Source organism: Mesobacillus jeotgali (assembly GCF_002874535.1).
In the GTDB taxonomy this organism is placed as follows: Bacteria; Bacillota; Bacilli; order Bacillales; family Cytobacillaceae; genus Mesobacillus; species Mesobacillus jeotgali.
In genome coordinates this window covers 1,981,056-1,997,653 of record NZ_CP025025.1, presented here as the reverse complement: position 1 = coordinate 1,997,653, position 16,598 = coordinate 1,981,056, and the positions used below count along the sequence as shown (strand labels likewise).

The window sequence follows — 16,598 nt, the reverse complement described above, 5'->3', positions numbered from 1 at the left end:
CCACCAACAAAAAAATCCCTCGACATCTCGAGAGATTTTTTCATTATGCGTATTGAATTCCTGCAGCTTTTACCTTATTGATATCCCCTGAGCTGCATGGTGTGACGCCGTAGGTCATGCCGCAGCTTGGGCAGTTTGTGATTACCGCTTCCATCGTGAACATTTCACCGCATTCACAAGCGATCTGGTGCGCGACGCGTGGCTTTATCTTTTCCTTACCTTTACTCTTCACATGGTCAACAATTGCTTTGCCATCTTCTAATCTAGAACATCCACAGCTCATGAGAAAAACTCCTTTATAACTTAATTAACACTGTTAACATAGCATAAAGGGTTTACGAAGCAGTATAAGAAAAGTCACACCTCACGAGGAACAATGTGATATACATGCTTCCAGCTGGAGCTCTCTTTTTCCATTCTCGATTGTTAAGATCGTTAAGCTCGTACCATGAATAAAAGGCGGATCCCATAATTGTTTTATCGAAGCATTTCGGCAAAGAAGATAAAGAGTCTTAAGGACGATTCCATGCGTAACAATCAGTACATTTCCCTCTTTAACCTTCTTTTCCAGATCGACCAAAAACTCCAATAATCTTTCCTGAACTTGTAAAAATGTTTCTCCATCTTCGCCTGCAAAGGCTTCCGGTTCGTTCCAGTAGGCATCGTATGCTTCTGGGTACAAATCTTTAACTTCCGTATCCGTTTTCCCTTGCCAGTGACCAAGATCAATCTCCATCAGCCTGTCATCTGTAGTCAAGGGAATTGGCCGCTCCCTTTTTATAAGTCTTGCTGTTTCCAGCGTTCTGCCGCTTGGAGAAGAAATGATCTGGCAAAACTCAGTATCTTTAAGTCGTTCACCCAACGAGCGCGCATCATCTATCCCTTTAACCGTAAGAGCCGAATCCAGTCTTCCCTGGCTTCTTTTCTCTTTATTCCATTCCGTCTCACCATGTCTGACTACGTATAAATGAATCACTTTTTTTCCCCCAAATGATTATCTTCCACGAAAGTGACAAAGATTTAAGCTCGTGAATTTTTTAAAAAATCACCAATCACCTGCAAAAACTCTTCAGGCTCCTCCATATAAGGCATATGGGCGCTTTTTTCAAAAACATGGAACTCAGCTCCTGGCGTTAACCGGGCATAATACTCCGTCGACTCCGGTGTCGCCTCATCGAAACGACCGCATGTATAAAGTGTCGGACACTCGATTTCGCCCAATTGGGGTGTGCAATCGAAAGTCTTTAGATTGCCCTTCACTGTAAATTCAGATGGGCCCCACATCGTTTCATACACAACAGGGTTCTTCATGCCGGCTCCTGCCTTTAGCCATTCTAAATCAGGCTCTCCGCGGAAAACGAATTGCTTATTGAACTCCTTGATTGCTGCTTTGAATTCTTCAGAATCAGTCTCACCGCTTTCCTCGCAGCGTATGATTGTCTCCTGCACGTCTGCCGGCAGTTTGGCAATATTCCTCTTTTGATCCTCTTCCCACATTGGCGCACTCAAACACGGACTTGAAAAAATCACACTCTTCACTCCGCTTGGCTTTGTCAGCACATAAGCTGCTGCCAAAGTCGTACCCCACGAGTGTCCAAGAATATGAACTTCATCAAGCTTCAGCGATTTACGAACCTGTCCAAGCTCCTCGACAAACCGGTCAATATTCCATAGCGACAGATCATCAGGACGATCAGATTTCCCGCAACCAAGCTGGTCATACATGACAACAGGGCGATCCTTGCCCAGCGCCTTCAAACCTTTTAACGAATAAGTCGAAGACCCTGGCCCACCATGTAAAATAACAACCGGTGTCCCTTGCGCATCCTTATTATAAATTTCATACCAGACTCTCCCGCCGGTAACCTCTACAAAACCTTCTTCGAACATATGTAATCCTCCTAATTTGAAATCTTTTTAACACCTTTTTAAAAACCTTATGTATTCTCAATTAACTTTCTCAGTCTGCTGCTCCAGCAAAGGCTCATACATCATTATAGCGTGATTTTCAGTCACAAACTCATCATCAATTTGAATTTTCTCTTTGTTAAATACCTTGCGGTGAATGGTATTATGTCTTACATATCCGCCCCAGTATTCCCGGGTGATTAAATGCTCTCGTTCATAAACTTGATATGTTTGGATTGGTTGGGATTCTGACCTCCATTCACCTACTAAATGAGTGTCATTCAAATAAACAACTAATTGATAGGTATTATTCGTTTCATTTTTAATTTGCAGGTCAAGGTAATTATAAGCACAAGTGGCTCCGCTGCCAAAAGGCTGACTTCTTTTGGAATCCGGAAAAACATCATAGCTGTGCCGGTATCTTTCAGTAATGGTTAATGGTGTGTGCAAAGTCATCCAATAGATCAGGTTTGATAATTGGCATAGCCCGCCGCCAACCCCTGTCCTAACCTTGCCATAATGAAGGATCATTCCATCTACATAACCTTTGCTCTTCGTTGTATTTCCGAGTAACCGCCAATAAGAAAAAGTTTCACCGGGACGGATGACTACCTTATTCAGCTTTTGCGTAGCGATTTTAAGATTCTTCACCTTGTTATGCTGTAACCACATATCAACATCCTTCAATTCTCGAAGGAGTAATGTTTGATGGGTGAAAACCTGATGTTTCAGCGGACGTTCTTCTTTTTTCAAAGAGAATTTCTTGTCCCCAAAAATCCAATCCAAATACCTCTTTGACCGGTAATATTTTTTCCCGAGATAAATCCTCACAGAGCTTCTTTTTATAGGCTTTAAAGACTCCATACGGCCTCCTTTTTCAATAAAAGTCCAATACCTAATAAGTTCGCCTTAATAAGGAAATTTCCTTTTTTATAGAGTCACTCACGCAACCAAAAAGAAAGTGTCCCATTCAAACTGAGACACTCCCTTACAAACTATTAAAAGCCGCTGTCAGATCCAACAGGTACAATTCCATTATAATCCGTCATGTACCCTGCAAGAGGATAATACGGGATGTTATACCAGTCTTCTGGATTCACCTCTTCGACTTCTCCAGTTACAAATCCGTGTACCAAAGATTTCAATGCCAGGTAATTCTGCTTTGTCAGGTAGCCATTTGATTTTTGGCCAAGACTTCCATCAGTAGAATTTCCTTTTGTCTCAAAGAATACAGCTGGATGGCTATGTTTTTCCGGGTTCAGATTCTTGTAGTTCAGCCCCATCATCATCGCTGATACAACGCCGCCCTTGATATCGATATCGTAGGCTGTTCCTTTTTCTCTATCAATCCAGACTTGGTAGCGATCAATATGTGTATAACCATAATCTTTCAAATCATCATAGACATAAGCCATCATCTGCTTGGTGATGTCATTATAACCTGTACCAGGAAGTGTAGGTCCATCCGGTGCAAGAGAGATTCCAAGTGAGAATGAAGTGGACTCGTTTGTTCCATAGACTTGCTTAAGCCCCTGGTGATGAAGGTCGATTGCGAAATCAGGCTTAACGTCCGTCCAGTAAGCATAGACTACTTCTGATTCTACTGCTTCAAAACCGTTAAGAGTCCAATCACGGTTCAAATCAATCAATTTTCCGCTTTCGGCCAATTTCGTATGGCGAATGTTCATTTCTGCTCCATCCGGATTATACATTGGGATGAAATAAAGAGTTGCCTCTTCAAGTACCTTTTCAACATCCTTATCTCCGCTTTTCGCATAAGTCTTTAAAAGCTGAAGTGCTGCTTCGGTAACCAATTTCTCGTTTCCGTGGATTTGAGCCTGAATCCATATTTTTTGAGGGCCTGTCCCCACTTTTGCAACATAAATGCTTCTGCCCTGCTCAGACTTTCCATACTGATCAAGTGTAGATACTTCAACCTTTCCTTTGCCGCTACTCTCAATGTCTTCAAGGATTTTGACCACTTCTGTATAAGAGAGGGTGCTGTTAATGTTTGTATTGCCGTTCGTAGATGGTCCCCCAGTCTGAAGCGCTGCATATGCAGCTGAGCTGAACGCAAGAACAAGGATCAAGGCAGCCGTTGCAACTTTCAATAATCTTTTAACCATTTTATGTATCCCCTTTCCAAAAAGTCGTCGCCCCAGATTTCCACCTCATACATTTCGGGACGCTAAATAAATGATAAATTAACTTAGCAACATTTTAATAGTGTAAAAAGTATGAATGTTTTGACAATATGAGACAAGCACTATAATAAGACATTGGACCCAACCAACTAAAAAAGCACACTAAAAAAGCAGCGAACAAATCGCTGCCTCTAGGTAATCTCGCCTGCATTAATCTAGGCTTCTTCAACCAAATGCACTGATTTCTTTTTCGTAAAGGAAGTGATAAAAACCCCTATAAAAACCAGGCAGCCGCCAATGATCTGCGGAATGTCAATCACCTCTCCCAGGATAAAAAACGCTGCCACTGTACCAAACACCGGAATTAGATTTAAAGAAATCGATGCTTTCGATGGCCCGATCATTGCAACCGCGCGATTCCATAACAAAAATGAGCATATCGACGGAAAAATCCCTATGTAAAATAGGGCGCTCCACTCTGCAAAATTCACTTTACTAACCGGAACGAATGCCAACTCAATAGCCACGGCTGGAATCATCACCATAAAACCAAGCGCAAGCGTAAAGCCGAAAATTGCAAGCGATGACAGCTTTCCGGAAATCTTTTTTATAAAGATAGAATATAAAGACCACGAAATTACAGCCAGCACCATAATCAAATCGCCAATATTAAACTGCAAAGCTAGCATTCTCTCAATTGACCCATGCGTGATGACAATGAGCACACCGACCATTGAAATCGCCATCGACACCCAGTACTTCAACTCCATTTTTTCTCCGATCAGAAGAGCTGAAAGCAGGAAAATGAACAGAGGACTAGTGCTATTCAATAAGGTCGCATTGATTGCCGTCGTGTAATTGACCGCCCAATAAATCAGCAGATTAAATCCAACTACCCCGGTCACCGCCAGGAATAACAGCAGCTTGAAGTGCTCTCGTAAGGCTGCTCTTTCATGTCTGAACAGCTTGATGATAACAGGAGACATGATGAGTACCCCAATCCCCAAACGAGTGAACGAAATTGTCACCGGCGGCAGCGAACCAGCAAGAAACTTTCCAGCCACTGCATTGCCGCCCCAAAATAATGCAGCACCAACGAGTAGTAAATAAGGTGCGTTTCCAAGCCTCTGGATCAATCTGTCCCCCTCCTTGCATTGAACCATTTATTTAACATTCTTATTCCTAACATTGAATCCTCTAATACTTCCATAAAATAAAAGCAATGAATGAATTAATTATATCATTGGGAAAGATGTCCCTGCGCTGTTAAAATGAGAATGCCGCGTTGGCCGCGGCATTCTTTTTTTATTTGAGAGGTGTGATCTGCTCTCTTCAAATCTATCTATAATTCTGAATACCAGCTTCAAAAGCCTGTCGATCGTCATTCTCAATTCCATGCAGTGCCTCTTGCAGGGCGAAGGTACTTTTATAAAAATGAACACGCTTAGCTACTTCTTTACCGTTTGGATATTGATCAATACACCTGTTGAAAAAATCTTCACCATAACTGGAGAGTAGTCCCGCAAAATCATACGCCGGGTCCCCTATGCCAGATCCACCAAAATCGATGATACCAGAAATTTCACCAGTCACTGAATTCCATAAAATGTTGGAAGCACCGAAATCCCCATGGATCAAGGCAAGATTTACATTTGAAAGTGCCTCTCCTTTTAGAAAACCCTCGAACAATTCACTTACAATGATTTGAGATTCCTTGCTCATAAAAGGAAACAATTTATGTTGAATTTTCTCATAAAGGTCTCTCATTTCCTCGCGAGGATGACGGGCCTCCAATTGTAATTCCCGACTTGCTAATTCTCCAGAAATAGAATGCATTGCTGAAAGAAAAGATACCAGTTGTGACGCCATCCCTCTAATCAGCTCATCATTCTTGATTTCAAGAAAACTATTCCTCCACAAAGGATTGCCTTCAATCAATCTATAGCCTGTAAAGACTTTACCTGGTTGTAGCTCACCAAAGGACTCATATATAGGCATCGGGATAGGCACACTCACAATGTCTTTTATGTATTTTAAAATCTCGGTCTCTCTTTTTAATTGTATGATCCCTTGTTTATATTTAGGAAACCTGAACACCAGAGACTTGTTGACTATAATGACGTCATTATTCTGGCCTATTTCATTAACATAAAAATCATTAATGATTAGATCAGGATATATCTTTTGTATCTGTTCAATTAACTTAAGATCCATTTAAACGTTCTCCCTAAAAATTCAAGACTCAAAATCTTGCTTTATTAATGAATACATGAACAAGTCGTCAAATTTCCCACACGTAAATTCGTAATTTCTCAATAAACCTTCTTTTATGAACCCATTTCTTTCTACCAATTTTTGTGAAGAAATGTTAGGAGGCTCAATCAATGCTTGTATCCTTTGAAGATTCAACTGTTCAAAACCGTATTTAACGACAGCCTCCAACGCCTCAGAAGCAATGCCTTGTCCCCAAAAGTCCTTACTTAACTCAAAACCAATTTCAGAACGGTAATGCTGTGGAAACTGCCAATCACCTTTCCATGCCCTTTTAAGGTAATTCCCCATCTAATTCCAGAATTCTCATCAAAGATCGATTGATACCACGCAATCTCCTCCAATGCCTCATCAATTGATTTAAACGGTTCCAAACCATAGTATTGCATCACTTTTTCATCTGATAGATATGTAAAAATATCTTCTGCATCATCTTTGGTTATTTGTCTTAAAACCAATCGATCCGTTTCAATGATTGGAAATTTATCTACAGCCATGATTCCTCATCTTTTGAAGGCTTGCAATAATAGTAATTTTTTATGTTATTACCAGAATTATTGCCAAAACCATTTTTCGCTGGTGAAATTAAAAACCCCAACACAATACCCATTGAAAACGACAATGCTGATAACATGAATACTTCTCTTTTCCTCATCATTGACTCCTCAGAATTATATTTGGTCATACTATAAGATTAAGCTAGAATATTAACTTCCTCAATGCCGTACAGTAATTTGTCCAATAATTACACTTCAGTACTGCTAATTTTTTATATTTGCGAAGAATTCCCCTATATTAAATCCTAGGTGATAGGAACCATACCAAATCCATAGGGTAATGAGTAATGTTATAAGGATTGGATACCATTTTGCAATTAACTTCTTTTTAGGACCCTTCATACTGACAGCCCCCTTTACTAGTAAAATATTTCCATTAAATTCTCTCACAAATTTGCCCTATACTCAATATGTAATCTCTTTTCTACTAAAATATTACACTTTTAGATACCTCAATCGGTCTGGTTCCCCCTTATGCAAAATCGTTTGTAAATGAAATGCCAGATGTAGGGTATAGGCTAAAAGAGGAATCTATTCTGCTTGGTTTTAGATATGACATTTAAAACAGCTAAGAAAGAGGTAGATAATTGTGGGTATGATCAGGTTGAAGCCAAGAAGAGATTAGTAGTTTGTGGCCCTAGAGATGTTCTATCTTCGGAGGATGTGTTTATGATGTTTCCTAAATCATAGGTGCAATTAGTTACTTAAGAGAAGTCAAAAGACAGTTTGATTCTATAAATGCTACTGTCTGTTCAATCGCTCGATTTCTGATTCTACTTTTTGACTCTTTTGTTTAACACTTCAGTACTAGTATCAAAATGTTCAACGATTTTGTCTGTGTATAATTCCAAGCTTGCGATAAGATTCTTTTGCAATTTTTCTTGGCCGATTTCCAGTCTTTTCTGACCTTCTTTCAAATCATTTAAATCTGCACGCATAACTTTTAAGTCTTCCATATCTTCACGCATATTTTTCAGTTCATTAACATCTATACGCATCTCTTTCAGTTCATTGACATCTGCACGCATTTCTTTCAGCTCATTGACATCTGTTCGCATCTCTTTCAGTTCACTGACATCTACTCGCATTTCTTTCAGCTCATTGACATCTACTCGCATTTCTTTCAGCTCATTGACATCTGCACGCATATTCTTCATTTCGAACAATATTTGATTTAGAATTTGTTCCATATTTTTCACTCCCCCTTCAAGAGATAATATTAAGAAATAATAATGCCTAAAGAAATGGAAATTTCACATTGTTGCACTAGCTTCTCACTTTTTTTCTAAACATATATACGATTGTCCATCTCTGTTAATCTGTTGTTTAAATAATCAACTTCAAAATCTGTATTCTTTTTATTCTCTTTCAAAATGGCAATTACATCCTCATTTTGACTAACTTCAATTTTATTTACCGTTTCTTTAACATCTTGAATGCCTGTTTTTACTTCTTTAAGATCTTTTGACATATCCATTAATATTTCTAGTATTTTCTTGTCCATACTGGTTACCTCCTTAAAAATAATAATATCGCACCATGATAATTCTGTCTGCTGAAGATAACTAATCTTAAATGAATATGCTTTATGTAAAATTCAGAAATAACACAAGGTCCTTCCTTGCGCTTCTGACCGAATTGACAATACATACCCAAATCCTGGCCTAACTTAAGGAGATTCATCCCTAAACAATAAACTTGGTAAACCAGGCTATATATTTTGCACCCCAGATGAACAGTGCTTGAGCTAATATCGTGCAAAATAAAGCGATAAAACTGGGCAGCAAAATGATCCCAAATACTGTTCCTAACGTTGAGGCCCCAATAAGAATACGATATTGAGCTTCAACAAACTCTAATGTATTCTCTTTCGGAGCATTATCAATAAGGCTTCCTGTAAATGGCTGCTGCATCATATTGGCCAATCTTGACACAATAACCATGATGTTAAAAAGCGATAAAGCTGACGCAATCATTTTAACTCTCGCTCCTGATAGTCTAACTGCATAAGCAAGTGTTTCAATTGAATGAATGATGAAAATAAATAAGGTCAAGAAAATTAGGTTTAGAGTTATCAGTTCCAAATCAACACCACTTCCCGTCTAAAATCACCTAATTTTACCATATTTACTTTTTGAAACATAGATTGATTTTTTCAAAAAGCTATGTGAGGACCTTAGAACAAAAGAAAGCACAGGGTACGTCCCCTGCGCTTATCTCATAATTGGTTATACTCTTTCAACTTCCCTCGCAGCACTCTCAACTGCTTCATCAACTGCTCGTATTCTTCATACTCAATATTGCACAGCTTTAATTCAGTTGCGATTTTTTCCACGATGGCTTCTTTTTGTTCTATTGCTTTTGGAAGAAGGCTAATGCAGACTTTCCTTTCATCCGCAGTAGAACGCTCCCTCTTTAGCCATTCATTGGCTTCCATTCTCTTGATCATCGGCGTTAATGTGCCTGTGCCAAGGTTTAGCCTTTTGCCGAGCTCTTTTGCAGAAAGGCTGTCCTGTTCCCACAATGCCAGCAGCACCAAATATTGCGGATAGGTCAACCCGAAGCGATCGAGTGCTTTTGTATACAATTTGTTAAACTGGCTCCCAGCATCATAAACAGCAAAACAAAGCTGATTTTCAAGCGTTAAAAAATCATCCAAATGAATCATCCTTCACAAGCTTTATAAAAGATTTTCGATATCCTTCTCAATTTTACTTGGTTCAGTCGTCGGTGCATAGCGCTTAACCACCTGACCATTCCCATCCACAAGAAACTTCGTGAAATTCCACTTTATGTCCTTCGTAAGGACTCCGCCTTTTTGCTCTTTCAAAAAAGCAAAGAGAGGATCTGCTTGAGCCCCGTTCACATCAATTTTCGCAAACATCGGGAAGGATACTCCGTAGTTCATCTGGCAAAACTGCGTTGTTTCGTCAATATCATTGAACTCCTGGTCATTGAACTGGCCGCAAGGGAACCCGAGAATCTCTAAGCCTTTCTCCTGGTATTGATCATACAATTCCTGAAGTCCTTTAAATTGAGGAGTCAAACCACACTTACTAGCAGTATTGACAATCAACATTGGTTTTCCTTCATATTCACTTAAAGATTGTTCCTGGCCATTAGTCTTTTTTACCGTAAAATCGTAAACAGTTTTCATTTATAATTCCTCCTCAGAGAATTATTTATATCGTGTGCGATTTAATCGTATCAGATTTTGTTTCAACTTTCAAATATGAGTGGCAAATGACTTACGACATATAAGACACCTATTTTTGATTCATCAAGGATTAATAGTGAAGTAAACAGCTACCATCACGGCAAAAAAATATCAATAACAAAAAAGCCAATTCTAAAGTGAATTGGCCTGATAGCAATCTGGTATAAATGTTTGTACGAAATCCACCAGCACTTTTTTTAAAAAAAGTGTGAGAATCCAAGTTAACTTATAACAACAATTAAATGGTAATCCTTTTAATCTCTTTATACACAGGCTCCCACATAGCCTCTGCCACGGCCTTTTCAGCATCAGTGATATCTGTCCTTGAATTCCCCTCTGAGATCGCAGCATCGATAACGGCCAACGCAACTTTTTCAGATACTTCCTGTAACCTATCGATGTTAGGCAGGAGTGATGCGCCTTGCTTATCATTGCAGCACATGTCAGCAACAGCGTCTGCAGCAGCAGTGAACATTCCTTTTGAAATGATTTCGGCTTTTGCCACGATGGCTCCTAGCCCGAGACCCGGAAAGATAAAGGCATTATTCGCCTGGCCGATTTCATAGAAGACTCCATTGTAATCTACATCCTCAAACGGACTACCCGTTGCAACCAACGCTCTTCCTTCTGTCCACTGAATCAAATCAGCCGGGACTGCCTCTGCCAGTGATGTCGGATTGGACATCGGCATGATGATTGGGCGCTCGGTATGCCTCGCCATTTCTTTTATAATATCCTCCGAGAAGGCTCCGGCCTGTCCAGATGTACCGATCAGAATCGTCGGTTTCACCCTTTTGACCACTTCCATCAATGGAATGATGCCCTCGTCATTTCGTTCCCAACCGTCCACTTCACTAGCTCCGCGTACATATGGTTTTTGAAAATCCAAGACATCAGCGTGTTCCTCCGTCAAAAGCCCTCTAAAATCAACTGCCCAGAACTGGTCATAAGCTTCATCCTTCGTTAATCCTTCAGATACCATTGTATCCACCATCTGATCAGCATTACCAATTCCGGCTGCTCCAGGTCCAAAAACAACAATCCGCTGATCCTTCAATGAAGTTTCTGTCATCTTCAATGCAGACTTTATGGCAGCAAGGGTAACAGCTCCAGTTCCCTGGATATCATCATTAAAGGTAAGGATCTTATCTCCATACCTCTGCATAATTTTCCTGGCATTTACATTGCCAAGGTCTTCCCAGTGCAGCAGGACATCAGGATGAAATTTTCTTGCTGTTGAGACGAACGCGTCAATGAACTCATCATAACGCTCGCCGCGGACCCGCGGGAACTCGTTTCCGATGTAAAACGGATCGTCCGCCAAAGCTTTGTTGTTCGTCCCGACATCCAGCACAACAGGCAAAACCCGACTAGGATTGATGCCGGCTGCCGCTGTGTAAACGGCAAGCTTACCAATTGAGATATTGATGCCCCCAATCCCCTGGTCACCGATGCCGAGAATGCTTTCCGAATCGGTGACGACAATTAAATCAATTCCGTTTTTAGCATACCCTAGGTTCTTAAAAGCCGTTTCAATCCCGTCCTGGTCATCAATCGACAAATACAATCCGCCCGGCCGGCGGTAAACCTGCGAATACTGCTCGATCGCCTCTCCGACTGTTGGAGTATAGACAATAGGAAGCATTTCACTCAAATGATCCTTTAGCAGCCGATAAAAGAGTACAACATTGCGGTTATACAAGTCATAAAGGAGTCCGTTCTTAAATAAGTTGGTGGTCCTGATCGAATACTGCTCATAAACCCTCTTAACCTGCTCATCAAGTGTGAGCACCTGGGGCGGCAATAACCCTTCAAGTCCCAGCTCCTCCCGTTCCTTCTTGGTAAAAGCGGTACCCTTATTCAAAAAAGGATTCGACAAAAGCTCCTTTCCTCTTAACGTCGTCTGGATTACATTAGAATTTGCCATCTATCTCCCCTCTTTCATGTGTAAGGTACTTAATTATGTATACCCTTTTCACATGTTGATAAAAGTGGGAGCAGAGCATCAGTCCAAACCTAAAAAACTGGGAGTCATATTTTTCAAGAAAACCTATTAAAGAGCCATTATTTCTTCCCCCACCAGCTATATAAGAGCGGACCTTCACGGCCTGAATTAGAGAATCAGCGGCAAGTTGAAAAATAAGCGGAAAAATTACCCCTAATTTCAAAAAAGCTCTATAAATAGCTCAAATAGACGGAGAAATTCCGACTATCGACTCGAAAAACAGGAAAATGGGCAACTTTGCTCCACTTAACCGGAAATTCTCCGCTTATTTACACCTACTCATGCTCTATTCCACAGTCTAACCGGAGAATCTCCGCTTATTATATGTCTTGCTGGTCACTCAAATAGGGATTAGACTTCCTGTTTTTTCAAAACCCATTCCTCCACTAAACTCTATTAATTTAAAAAGGAATTAAATACAAAAAGTGGATTACCCTCTTGAATCGTCGCACCAGTTAGTAAGAGTAATCCCATCCTTCTTTTTTTATTTATAATCTACCTACTCAATTCGCTTTTTCTTGTACTAAAACATTCTTTTTTTACAATCCAACTTAACGATTTTTGATAGGTATCCGTCCCCGTTTGAATGGTTCCAACTATTCAAAAAGGCCAAATCACAAATGATTTGGCCTTTTGCACCTTGGATTACCGCCTTCTGCTTCGCTTCCGCAAGAACGATGGAATTTCAAGCGAGTCGTCTTGATGCTGGGTATTCCGTTCGTATTTCTCAGACTCTTCGTAGGCAGGCGGCTGGCTGTAATTTCCAGATTGGTTGTAGTTATCGGATTGGCCGTAGCTGCCGGATTGGTTGTATTCTCCGGATTGGCTGTAGGTGCCAGGTTGGTTGTATTCTCTAGATTGCTCATAACCGCCGGACTGGCTATAGTTTTGGCCTCGGCCGTAATCCCCCGTTTCTGCATGGACAACAGGCTCTCGCCTTCTTGACTGAGATTGGTATTGCTCACGGGAATTGGCAATCATGTCTCCTGGTCGGCGAGATGAGTTCGACAGCGGAGCTTCCTCCTCATTAGGATCGAAGCCGGTCGCAATCACGGTCACCATGATTTCTTTATCCAGATTTTCATTGATGACTGAGCCGAAAATCATGTTAAGCTGGTCGTCTGTTGCAGCCGCTACAATATCGGCCGCTTCCTGGACTTCATACAAACTGAGGTTCATGCCGCCTGTGATGTTCATCAGAACTCCCTTCGCACCATTGATACTTGTTTCAAGCAAAGGCGAGGAGATCGCCTTTTTGGCAGCTTCGACAGCACGGTCTTCGCCTGAAGCTACACCGATACCCATAAGCGCCGTTCCTCTGTTGGACATGATCGTTTTCACGTCAGCAAAGTCAAGGTTAATCATGCCTGGCACGGCGATCAAGTCGGAAATGCCCTGGACACCCTGCCTGAGGACATTGTCCGCCTCACGGAAGGCTTCAATCATTGGTGTTTTCCTGTCGACGATTTCCAGCAGTCGCTCGTTTGGAATGATGATTAATGTATTAACGGCTTTCTTCATCTCTTCAATTCCGGCTGCCGCATTTTGTGCCCGCTTGCGGCCTTCAAAAGTGAACGGACGAGTCACCACTCCAATTGTAAGTGCACCAAGTTCGCGTGCGATATGGGCAATCTCTGGCGCAGCTCCGGTCCCGGTTCCGCCTCCCATACCGGCCGTTACGAATACCATGTCCGCACCTTGCAGGGCATCCTTGATCTGCTGCCTGCTTTCCTCGACAGCCTTTCTGCCGATTTCAGGTTTGGCGCCGGCCCCCAGGCCCCTGGTCAGCGAACCGCCGATTTGCATCGTGACTTCAGCTTTTGACATGTTAAGAGCCTGCGCATCTGTATTCACAGCAATGAATTCCACTCCCTGCACGCCGTCCTCAATCATCCGGTTCACAGCATTATTGCCTCCGCCGCCAACCCCAATTACTTTTATAGTGGCAAATTGATCGATATTGTTTTCAAATTCTAGCATTTACAGTCCCCCTAATTAGCTTCAGATCTTGCCCCCTATTTATCTCTATACTTATAAAATTCGACACCGGCCTGGAAATCCTGTCTTATCTCGCGATTTGTTAAGGAACTGTAATTTTAGAGTAAAAAAGTGTCATTCTCTGTGGTGATGAGGCAAAGGATACACGGCAGGGAAATCACACACTTGAACAATCTTTTTTTAATAAAGCGGAGTTCCAATTTACTCATTTATAAAAAGTTGTACATAGAATGTCAGACTAGAATTTAACGGTCTTTTGTTAATGTAATAATTATCCGAATAATTGTTAGAGGGAAACATATTGTGATTAATTTTGGTGACAATAAGTCATTATGGCCTCTATCGTTTTCAACTGAAGATTCCCTTACCAATCGCGAGAAAGGCTCTTAGCCATCGGTAAGGGAATAGGCAAATAAGGAGATTATTATATGATATTGTTCATTTATCTCTTATTAAACGGAATCACTTTACTTTTTTTCAGTAAGAAAAAGAAAAATCTCCACATTCTTGAGCTCACTGCTTATTGGTTTATTGCTTCTTACATCACTCAGAATTTCTCTGCGCTATGTTATATGAATTTTAAAACTCTGTACATCCCTGAACACTTACCTCTTGAAATGTCTCATTTTTTTAGTCGAACTATCCTCTTCCCAGTGATTATAGTTCTATTTCTGGATTATTATCTGATCACCGATACATGGTACAAAAAGGGCCTCTTAATGATTTTGTTTGTATCTATATTAACAAGCCTAGAATGGCTGCACCATTTTTTAGGTGTATTGATTCATGTGAATTGGAAGTTCTGGTGGTCACCTTCCGTTTGGTTCGGGGCTCTTATATTGCTGATTGGCTTTATGAAGGGATTCCGCATCTTACTTTATAAAGGAGGAAAATACAAATGAATGTAAAATACGATTGGAATGAATGGTTTTTTCTGATCTCTTCCATTGCTGCATTATTAACATTTTGGCCCATCCGGAAATACTTCAGGCCAGTGATCGTCCTTCTTATCTGGATTTATAACATATTTCTCGTTTCATCAATTGACTACTTTTTAATCGCAACCCCTTTTAAGGCCTACTATTTTGGTGATAATCCAACATACGAACTTTCTGGTGCACTATTTCATTTATTCATGTATCCTTGTGCTTCATTAGTTTTTCTTTATTTTTACGACAAGTTCGAAATATACGGTAAAAAAACAGTTTTTTATATTTTAGGATGGACAGGATTTTCATTATTTTATGAATGGATTTGTGTGAAAAATAACGCCTTAATTTATACAGGTTGGAAGATCTTGTATTCCATTCCCGTTTACCCAGCAGCAGCCATCCTATTAATCCTTTTCTTTCATTTTATTAAAAATAAATATGAGGAATTGGCATACTAAAAATGAGCCCTGTTATTAGGATTTAAATCAGGAGGAATCGCATAATGAGAAAGTTATTTGCTGTGATAGGTCTTGGCCGTTTTGGCGGAAGCCTAGTTGAAGAATTTCACCATCTTGGGTTCGAGGTATTGGCTGTGGATAAGGACGAGGAAAGAGTCAACCGGTTTAGCCAGTTTGCAACCCATGCAGTTGTTGCCAATGCCATTAACGAAAATACTCTAAAAGAATTGGGCTTAAAAAATGTAGACATTGCCATTGTATCCTTCGGCGGTAATATTGAGGCTAGTATCCTCACAACATTGTTGCTAAAGGAATTGGGTGTCAAACAAGTTTGGGTGAAAGCATTAAGTGAGAATCACCAAAAAGTATTAGAGAAAATCGGAGCCGATCGTGTCATTCACCCTGAAAGGGAAATGGCCAAGAGAATCGCCCACCATGTTACTTCCGATAAGATTGTTGATTTTATTGAGCTTTCCAAGAACCACAGCATTGCAGAAATAATCTCTACAAAAAAGGTAACGGACAAAACATTAAATGAGCTGAATGTCAGGGCCAATTACGGCTGTAATATCATCGGAATCCAGCGAGGAGAAGACTTTATTGTTTCCCCTTCAGTTGAAGAAGTAATCTGCCCAAATGATATTCTCATCGTGTTAGGTCATAACCAACAAATCCACGCATTCGAAGAAAAAGGGGTTTAATTTTGTAAAATCTAAAAAAAGGTTCAAAACAAAAAGTCAATCTCTAAGATTCCGAAATCATCTACTCATCGCAAACCCTACCTACACTAAACTAGTAAAAAGCGGATAAAGCACAGGGTACCTCCCTGCGCTCTTATGTTCCAACCATTAAATTTTAATGCTTCTAATCTCTTTATACATCGGTTTCCACATAGCATCAGCCACTGCCTTTTAGACATCATGGATATCTGCCCTGGCAACTCTCTCCTTAATAGCACCATGAATGACTGCCATTGCAACTTTTTCAGACACTTCCTGTAACTTATTTATGTTAGGCAGTAGTATTGCGCCCGGTTTATCATTTCAGCACATGTCAGCAACAGCGTTTGCAGCTGCAGTGAACATGCCTTTTGAAATGATATCCTCTC

General features: G+C 40.6%; 16 protein-coding genes and 2 pseudogenes. 2 read left to right on the top strand and 16 right to left on the bottom strand.

What is annotated here, in order from left to right; all coding sequences use genetic code 11:
* Window positions 1-43: 43 nt before the first annotated feature.
* The 16 genes and pseudogenes from CD004_RS10040 to ftsZ all read right to left on the bottom strand — a co-directional run bounded on the left by CD004_RS10040 (window position 44) and on the right by ftsZ (window position 14,082).
* A complete protein-coding gene (locus tag CD004_RS10040) occupies window positions 44-283 on the bottom strand; it encodes a hypothetical protein (protein WP_041964159.1) in 240 nt (79 codons plus the stop codon).
* A gap of 81 nt (window positions 284-364) precedes the next feature.
* Window positions 365-976 (bottom strand): histidine phosphatase family protein, encoded by a 612-nt coding sequence (locus CD004_RS10035; protein WP_102262633.1) that lies wholly within the window; start codon window positions 974-976, stop codon window positions 365-367.
* Between the two features lie 44 nt (window positions 977-1,020).
* A complete protein-coding gene (locus CD004_RS10030) occupies window positions 1,021-1,890 on the bottom strand; it encodes a proline iminopeptidase-family hydrolase (protein ID WP_102262632.1) in 870 nt (289 codons plus the stop codon).
* Between the two features lie 57 nt (window positions 1,891-1,947).
* Complete coding sequence (locus tag CD004_RS10025) at window positions 1,948-2,772, bottom strand: VanW family protein (RefSeq protein ID WP_102262631.1); 825 nt, start codon at window positions 2,770-2,772, stop codon at window positions 1,948-1,950.
* Window positions 2,773-2,906: 134 nt separating this feature from the next.
* A complete protein-coding gene (locus CD004_RS10020) occupies window positions 2,907-4,034 on the bottom strand; it encodes a M14 family zinc carboxypeptidase (RefSeq protein ID WP_102262630.1) in 1,128 nt (375 codons plus the stop codon).
* Between the two features lie 233 nt (window positions 4,035-4,267).
* The gene (locus CD004_RS10015) at window positions 4,268-5,188 is read right to left on the bottom strand and encodes a DMT family transporter (protein WP_158651527.1); all 921 of its coding nucleotides are present in this window, start codon (window positions 5,186-5,188) and stop codon (window positions 4,268-4,270) included.
* 202 nt (window positions 5,189-5,390) lie between these two features.
* Window positions 5,391-6,266: a phosphotransferase family protein gene (locus tag CD004_RS10010; protein WP_102262628.1), complete on the bottom strand. Its 876-nt coding sequence runs from the start codon at window positions 6,264-6,266 to the stop codon at window positions 5,391-5,393.
* Between the two features lie 21 nt (window positions 6,267-6,287).
* Window positions 6,288-6,820: pseudogene (locus tag CD004_RS10005) on the bottom strand (GNAT family N-acetyltransferase).
* Complete coding sequence (locus CD004_RS23765; protein ID WP_158651526.1) at window positions 6,811-6,981, bottom strand: hypothetical protein; 171 nt, start codon at window positions 6,979-6,981, stop codon at window positions 6,811-6,813. The pseudogene CD004_RS10005 and the gene CD004_RS23765 overlap by 10 nt, the downstream one beginning before the upstream one ends.
* Before the next feature lie 672 nt (window positions 6,982-7,653).
* Window positions 7,654-8,070, bottom strand: a complete 417-nt coding sequence (locus CD004_RS24300; RefSeq protein WP_233434983.1) for a hypothetical protein — start codon at window positions 8,068-8,070, stop codon at window positions 7,654-7,656.
* 95 nt (window positions 8,071-8,165) lie between these two features.
* Window positions 8,166-8,384, bottom strand: coding sequence for a hypothetical protein (locus CD004_RS09995; protein WP_102262627.1), 219 nt, complete (start codon window positions 8,382-8,384; stop codon window positions 8,166-8,168).
* Window positions 8,385-8,640: 256 nt separating this feature from the next.
* Window positions 8,641-8,964 (bottom strand): annotated as a pseudogene (locus CD004_RS09990) (lipid II flippase family protein); the annotation flags it as partial.
* Between the two features lie 134 nt (window positions 8,965-9,098).
* The gene (locus CD004_RS09985; protein WP_102262626.1) at window positions 9,099-9,539 is read right to left on the bottom strand and encodes a MarR family winged helix-turn-helix transcriptional regulator; all 441 of its coding nucleotides are present in this window, start codon (window positions 9,537-9,539) and stop codon (window positions 9,099-9,101) included.
* 21 nt (window positions 9,540-9,560) lie between these two features.
* The gene (locus CD004_RS09980) at window positions 9,561-10,037 is read right to left on the bottom strand and encodes a glutathione peroxidase (RefSeq protein WP_102262625.1); all 477 of its coding nucleotides are present in this window, start codon (window positions 10,035-10,037) and stop codon (window positions 9,561-9,563) included.
* Between the two features lie 298 nt (window positions 10,038-10,335).
* Entirely contained in the window at window positions 10,336-12,024 is a 1,689-nt protein-coding gene (locus tag CD004_RS09975) for an NAD-dependent malic enzyme (protein ID WP_102262624.1), read from the bottom strand.
* 723 nt (window positions 12,025-12,747) lie between these two features.
* A complete protein-coding gene (gene ftsZ, locus CD004_RS09965) occupies window positions 12,748-14,082 on the bottom strand; it encodes a cell division protein FtsZ (protein WP_102262622.1) in 1,335 nt (444 codons plus the stop codon).
* Window positions 14,083-14,998: 916 nt separating this feature from the next.
* On the opposite strand from ftsZ, the gene CD004_RS09955 reads away from it, so the two are divergent.
* Together CD004_RS09955 and CD004_RS09950 are read left to right on the top strand one after the other, a co-directional pair.
* Entirely contained in the window at window positions 14,999-15,490 is a 492-nt protein-coding gene (locus CD004_RS09955) for a hypothetical protein (protein WP_102262620.1), read from the top strand.
* 44 nt (window positions 15,491-15,534) lie between these two features.
* Window positions 15,535-16,191 (top strand): potassium channel family protein, encoded by a 657-nt coding sequence (locus CD004_RS09950; RefSeq protein WP_102262619.1) that lies wholly within the window; start codon window positions 15,535-15,537, stop codon window positions 16,189-16,191.
* Window positions 16,192-16,598 lie beyond the last annotated feature (407 nt).

Coding starts and splice junctions, on each gene's coding strand:
- CD004_RS10040 (WP_041964159.1), bottom strand. CDS start 283: ATGAGCTGTGGATGTTCTAGATTAGAAGATGGCAAAGCAATTGTTGAC.
- CD004_RS10030 (WP_102262632.1), bottom strand. CDS start 1,890: ATGTTCGAAGAAGGTTTTGTAGAGGTTACCGGCGGGAGAGTCTGGTAT.
- CD004_RS10025 (WP_102262631.1), bottom strand. CDS start 2,772: ATGGAGTCTTTAAAGCCTATAAAAAGAAGCTCTGTGAGGATTTATCTC.
- CD004_RS10020 (WP_102262630.1), bottom strand. CDS start 4,034: ATGGTTAAAAGATTATTGAAAGTTGCAACGGCTGCCTTGATCCTTGTT.
- CD004_RS10010 (WP_102262628.1), bottom strand. CDS start 6,266: ATGGATCTTAAGTTAATTGAACAGATACAAAAGATATATCCTGATCTA.
- CD004_RS23765 (WP_158651526.1), bottom strand. CDS start 6,981: ATGATGAGGAAAAGAGAAGTATTCATGTTATCAGCATTGTCGTTTTCA.
- CD004_RS24300 (WP_233434983.1), bottom strand. CDS start 8,070: ATGGAACAAATTCTAAATCAAATATTGTTCGAAATGAAGAATATGCGT.
- CD004_RS09995 (WP_102262627.1), bottom strand. CDS start 8,384: ATGGACAAGAAAATACTAGAAATATTAATGGATATGTCAAAAGATCTT.
- CD004_RS09980 (WP_102262625.1), bottom strand. CDS start 10,037: ATGAAAACTGTTTACGATTTTACGGTAAAAAAGACTAATGGCCAGGAA.
- CD004_RS09975 (WP_102262624.1), bottom strand. CDS start 12,024: ATGGCAAATTCTAATGTAATCCAGACGACGTTAAGAGGAAAGGAGCTT.
- ftsZ (WP_102262622.1), bottom strand. CDS start 14,082: ATGCTAGAATTTGAAAACAATATCGATCAATTTGCCACTATAAAAGTA.
- CD004_RS09955 (WP_102262620.1), top strand. CDS start 14,999: ATGAATGTAAAATACGATTGGAATGAATGGTTTTTTCTGATCTCTTCC.
- CD004_RS09950 (WP_102262619.1), top strand. CDS start 15,535: ATGAGAAAGTTATTTGCTGTGATAGGTCTTGGCCGTTTTGGCGGAAGC.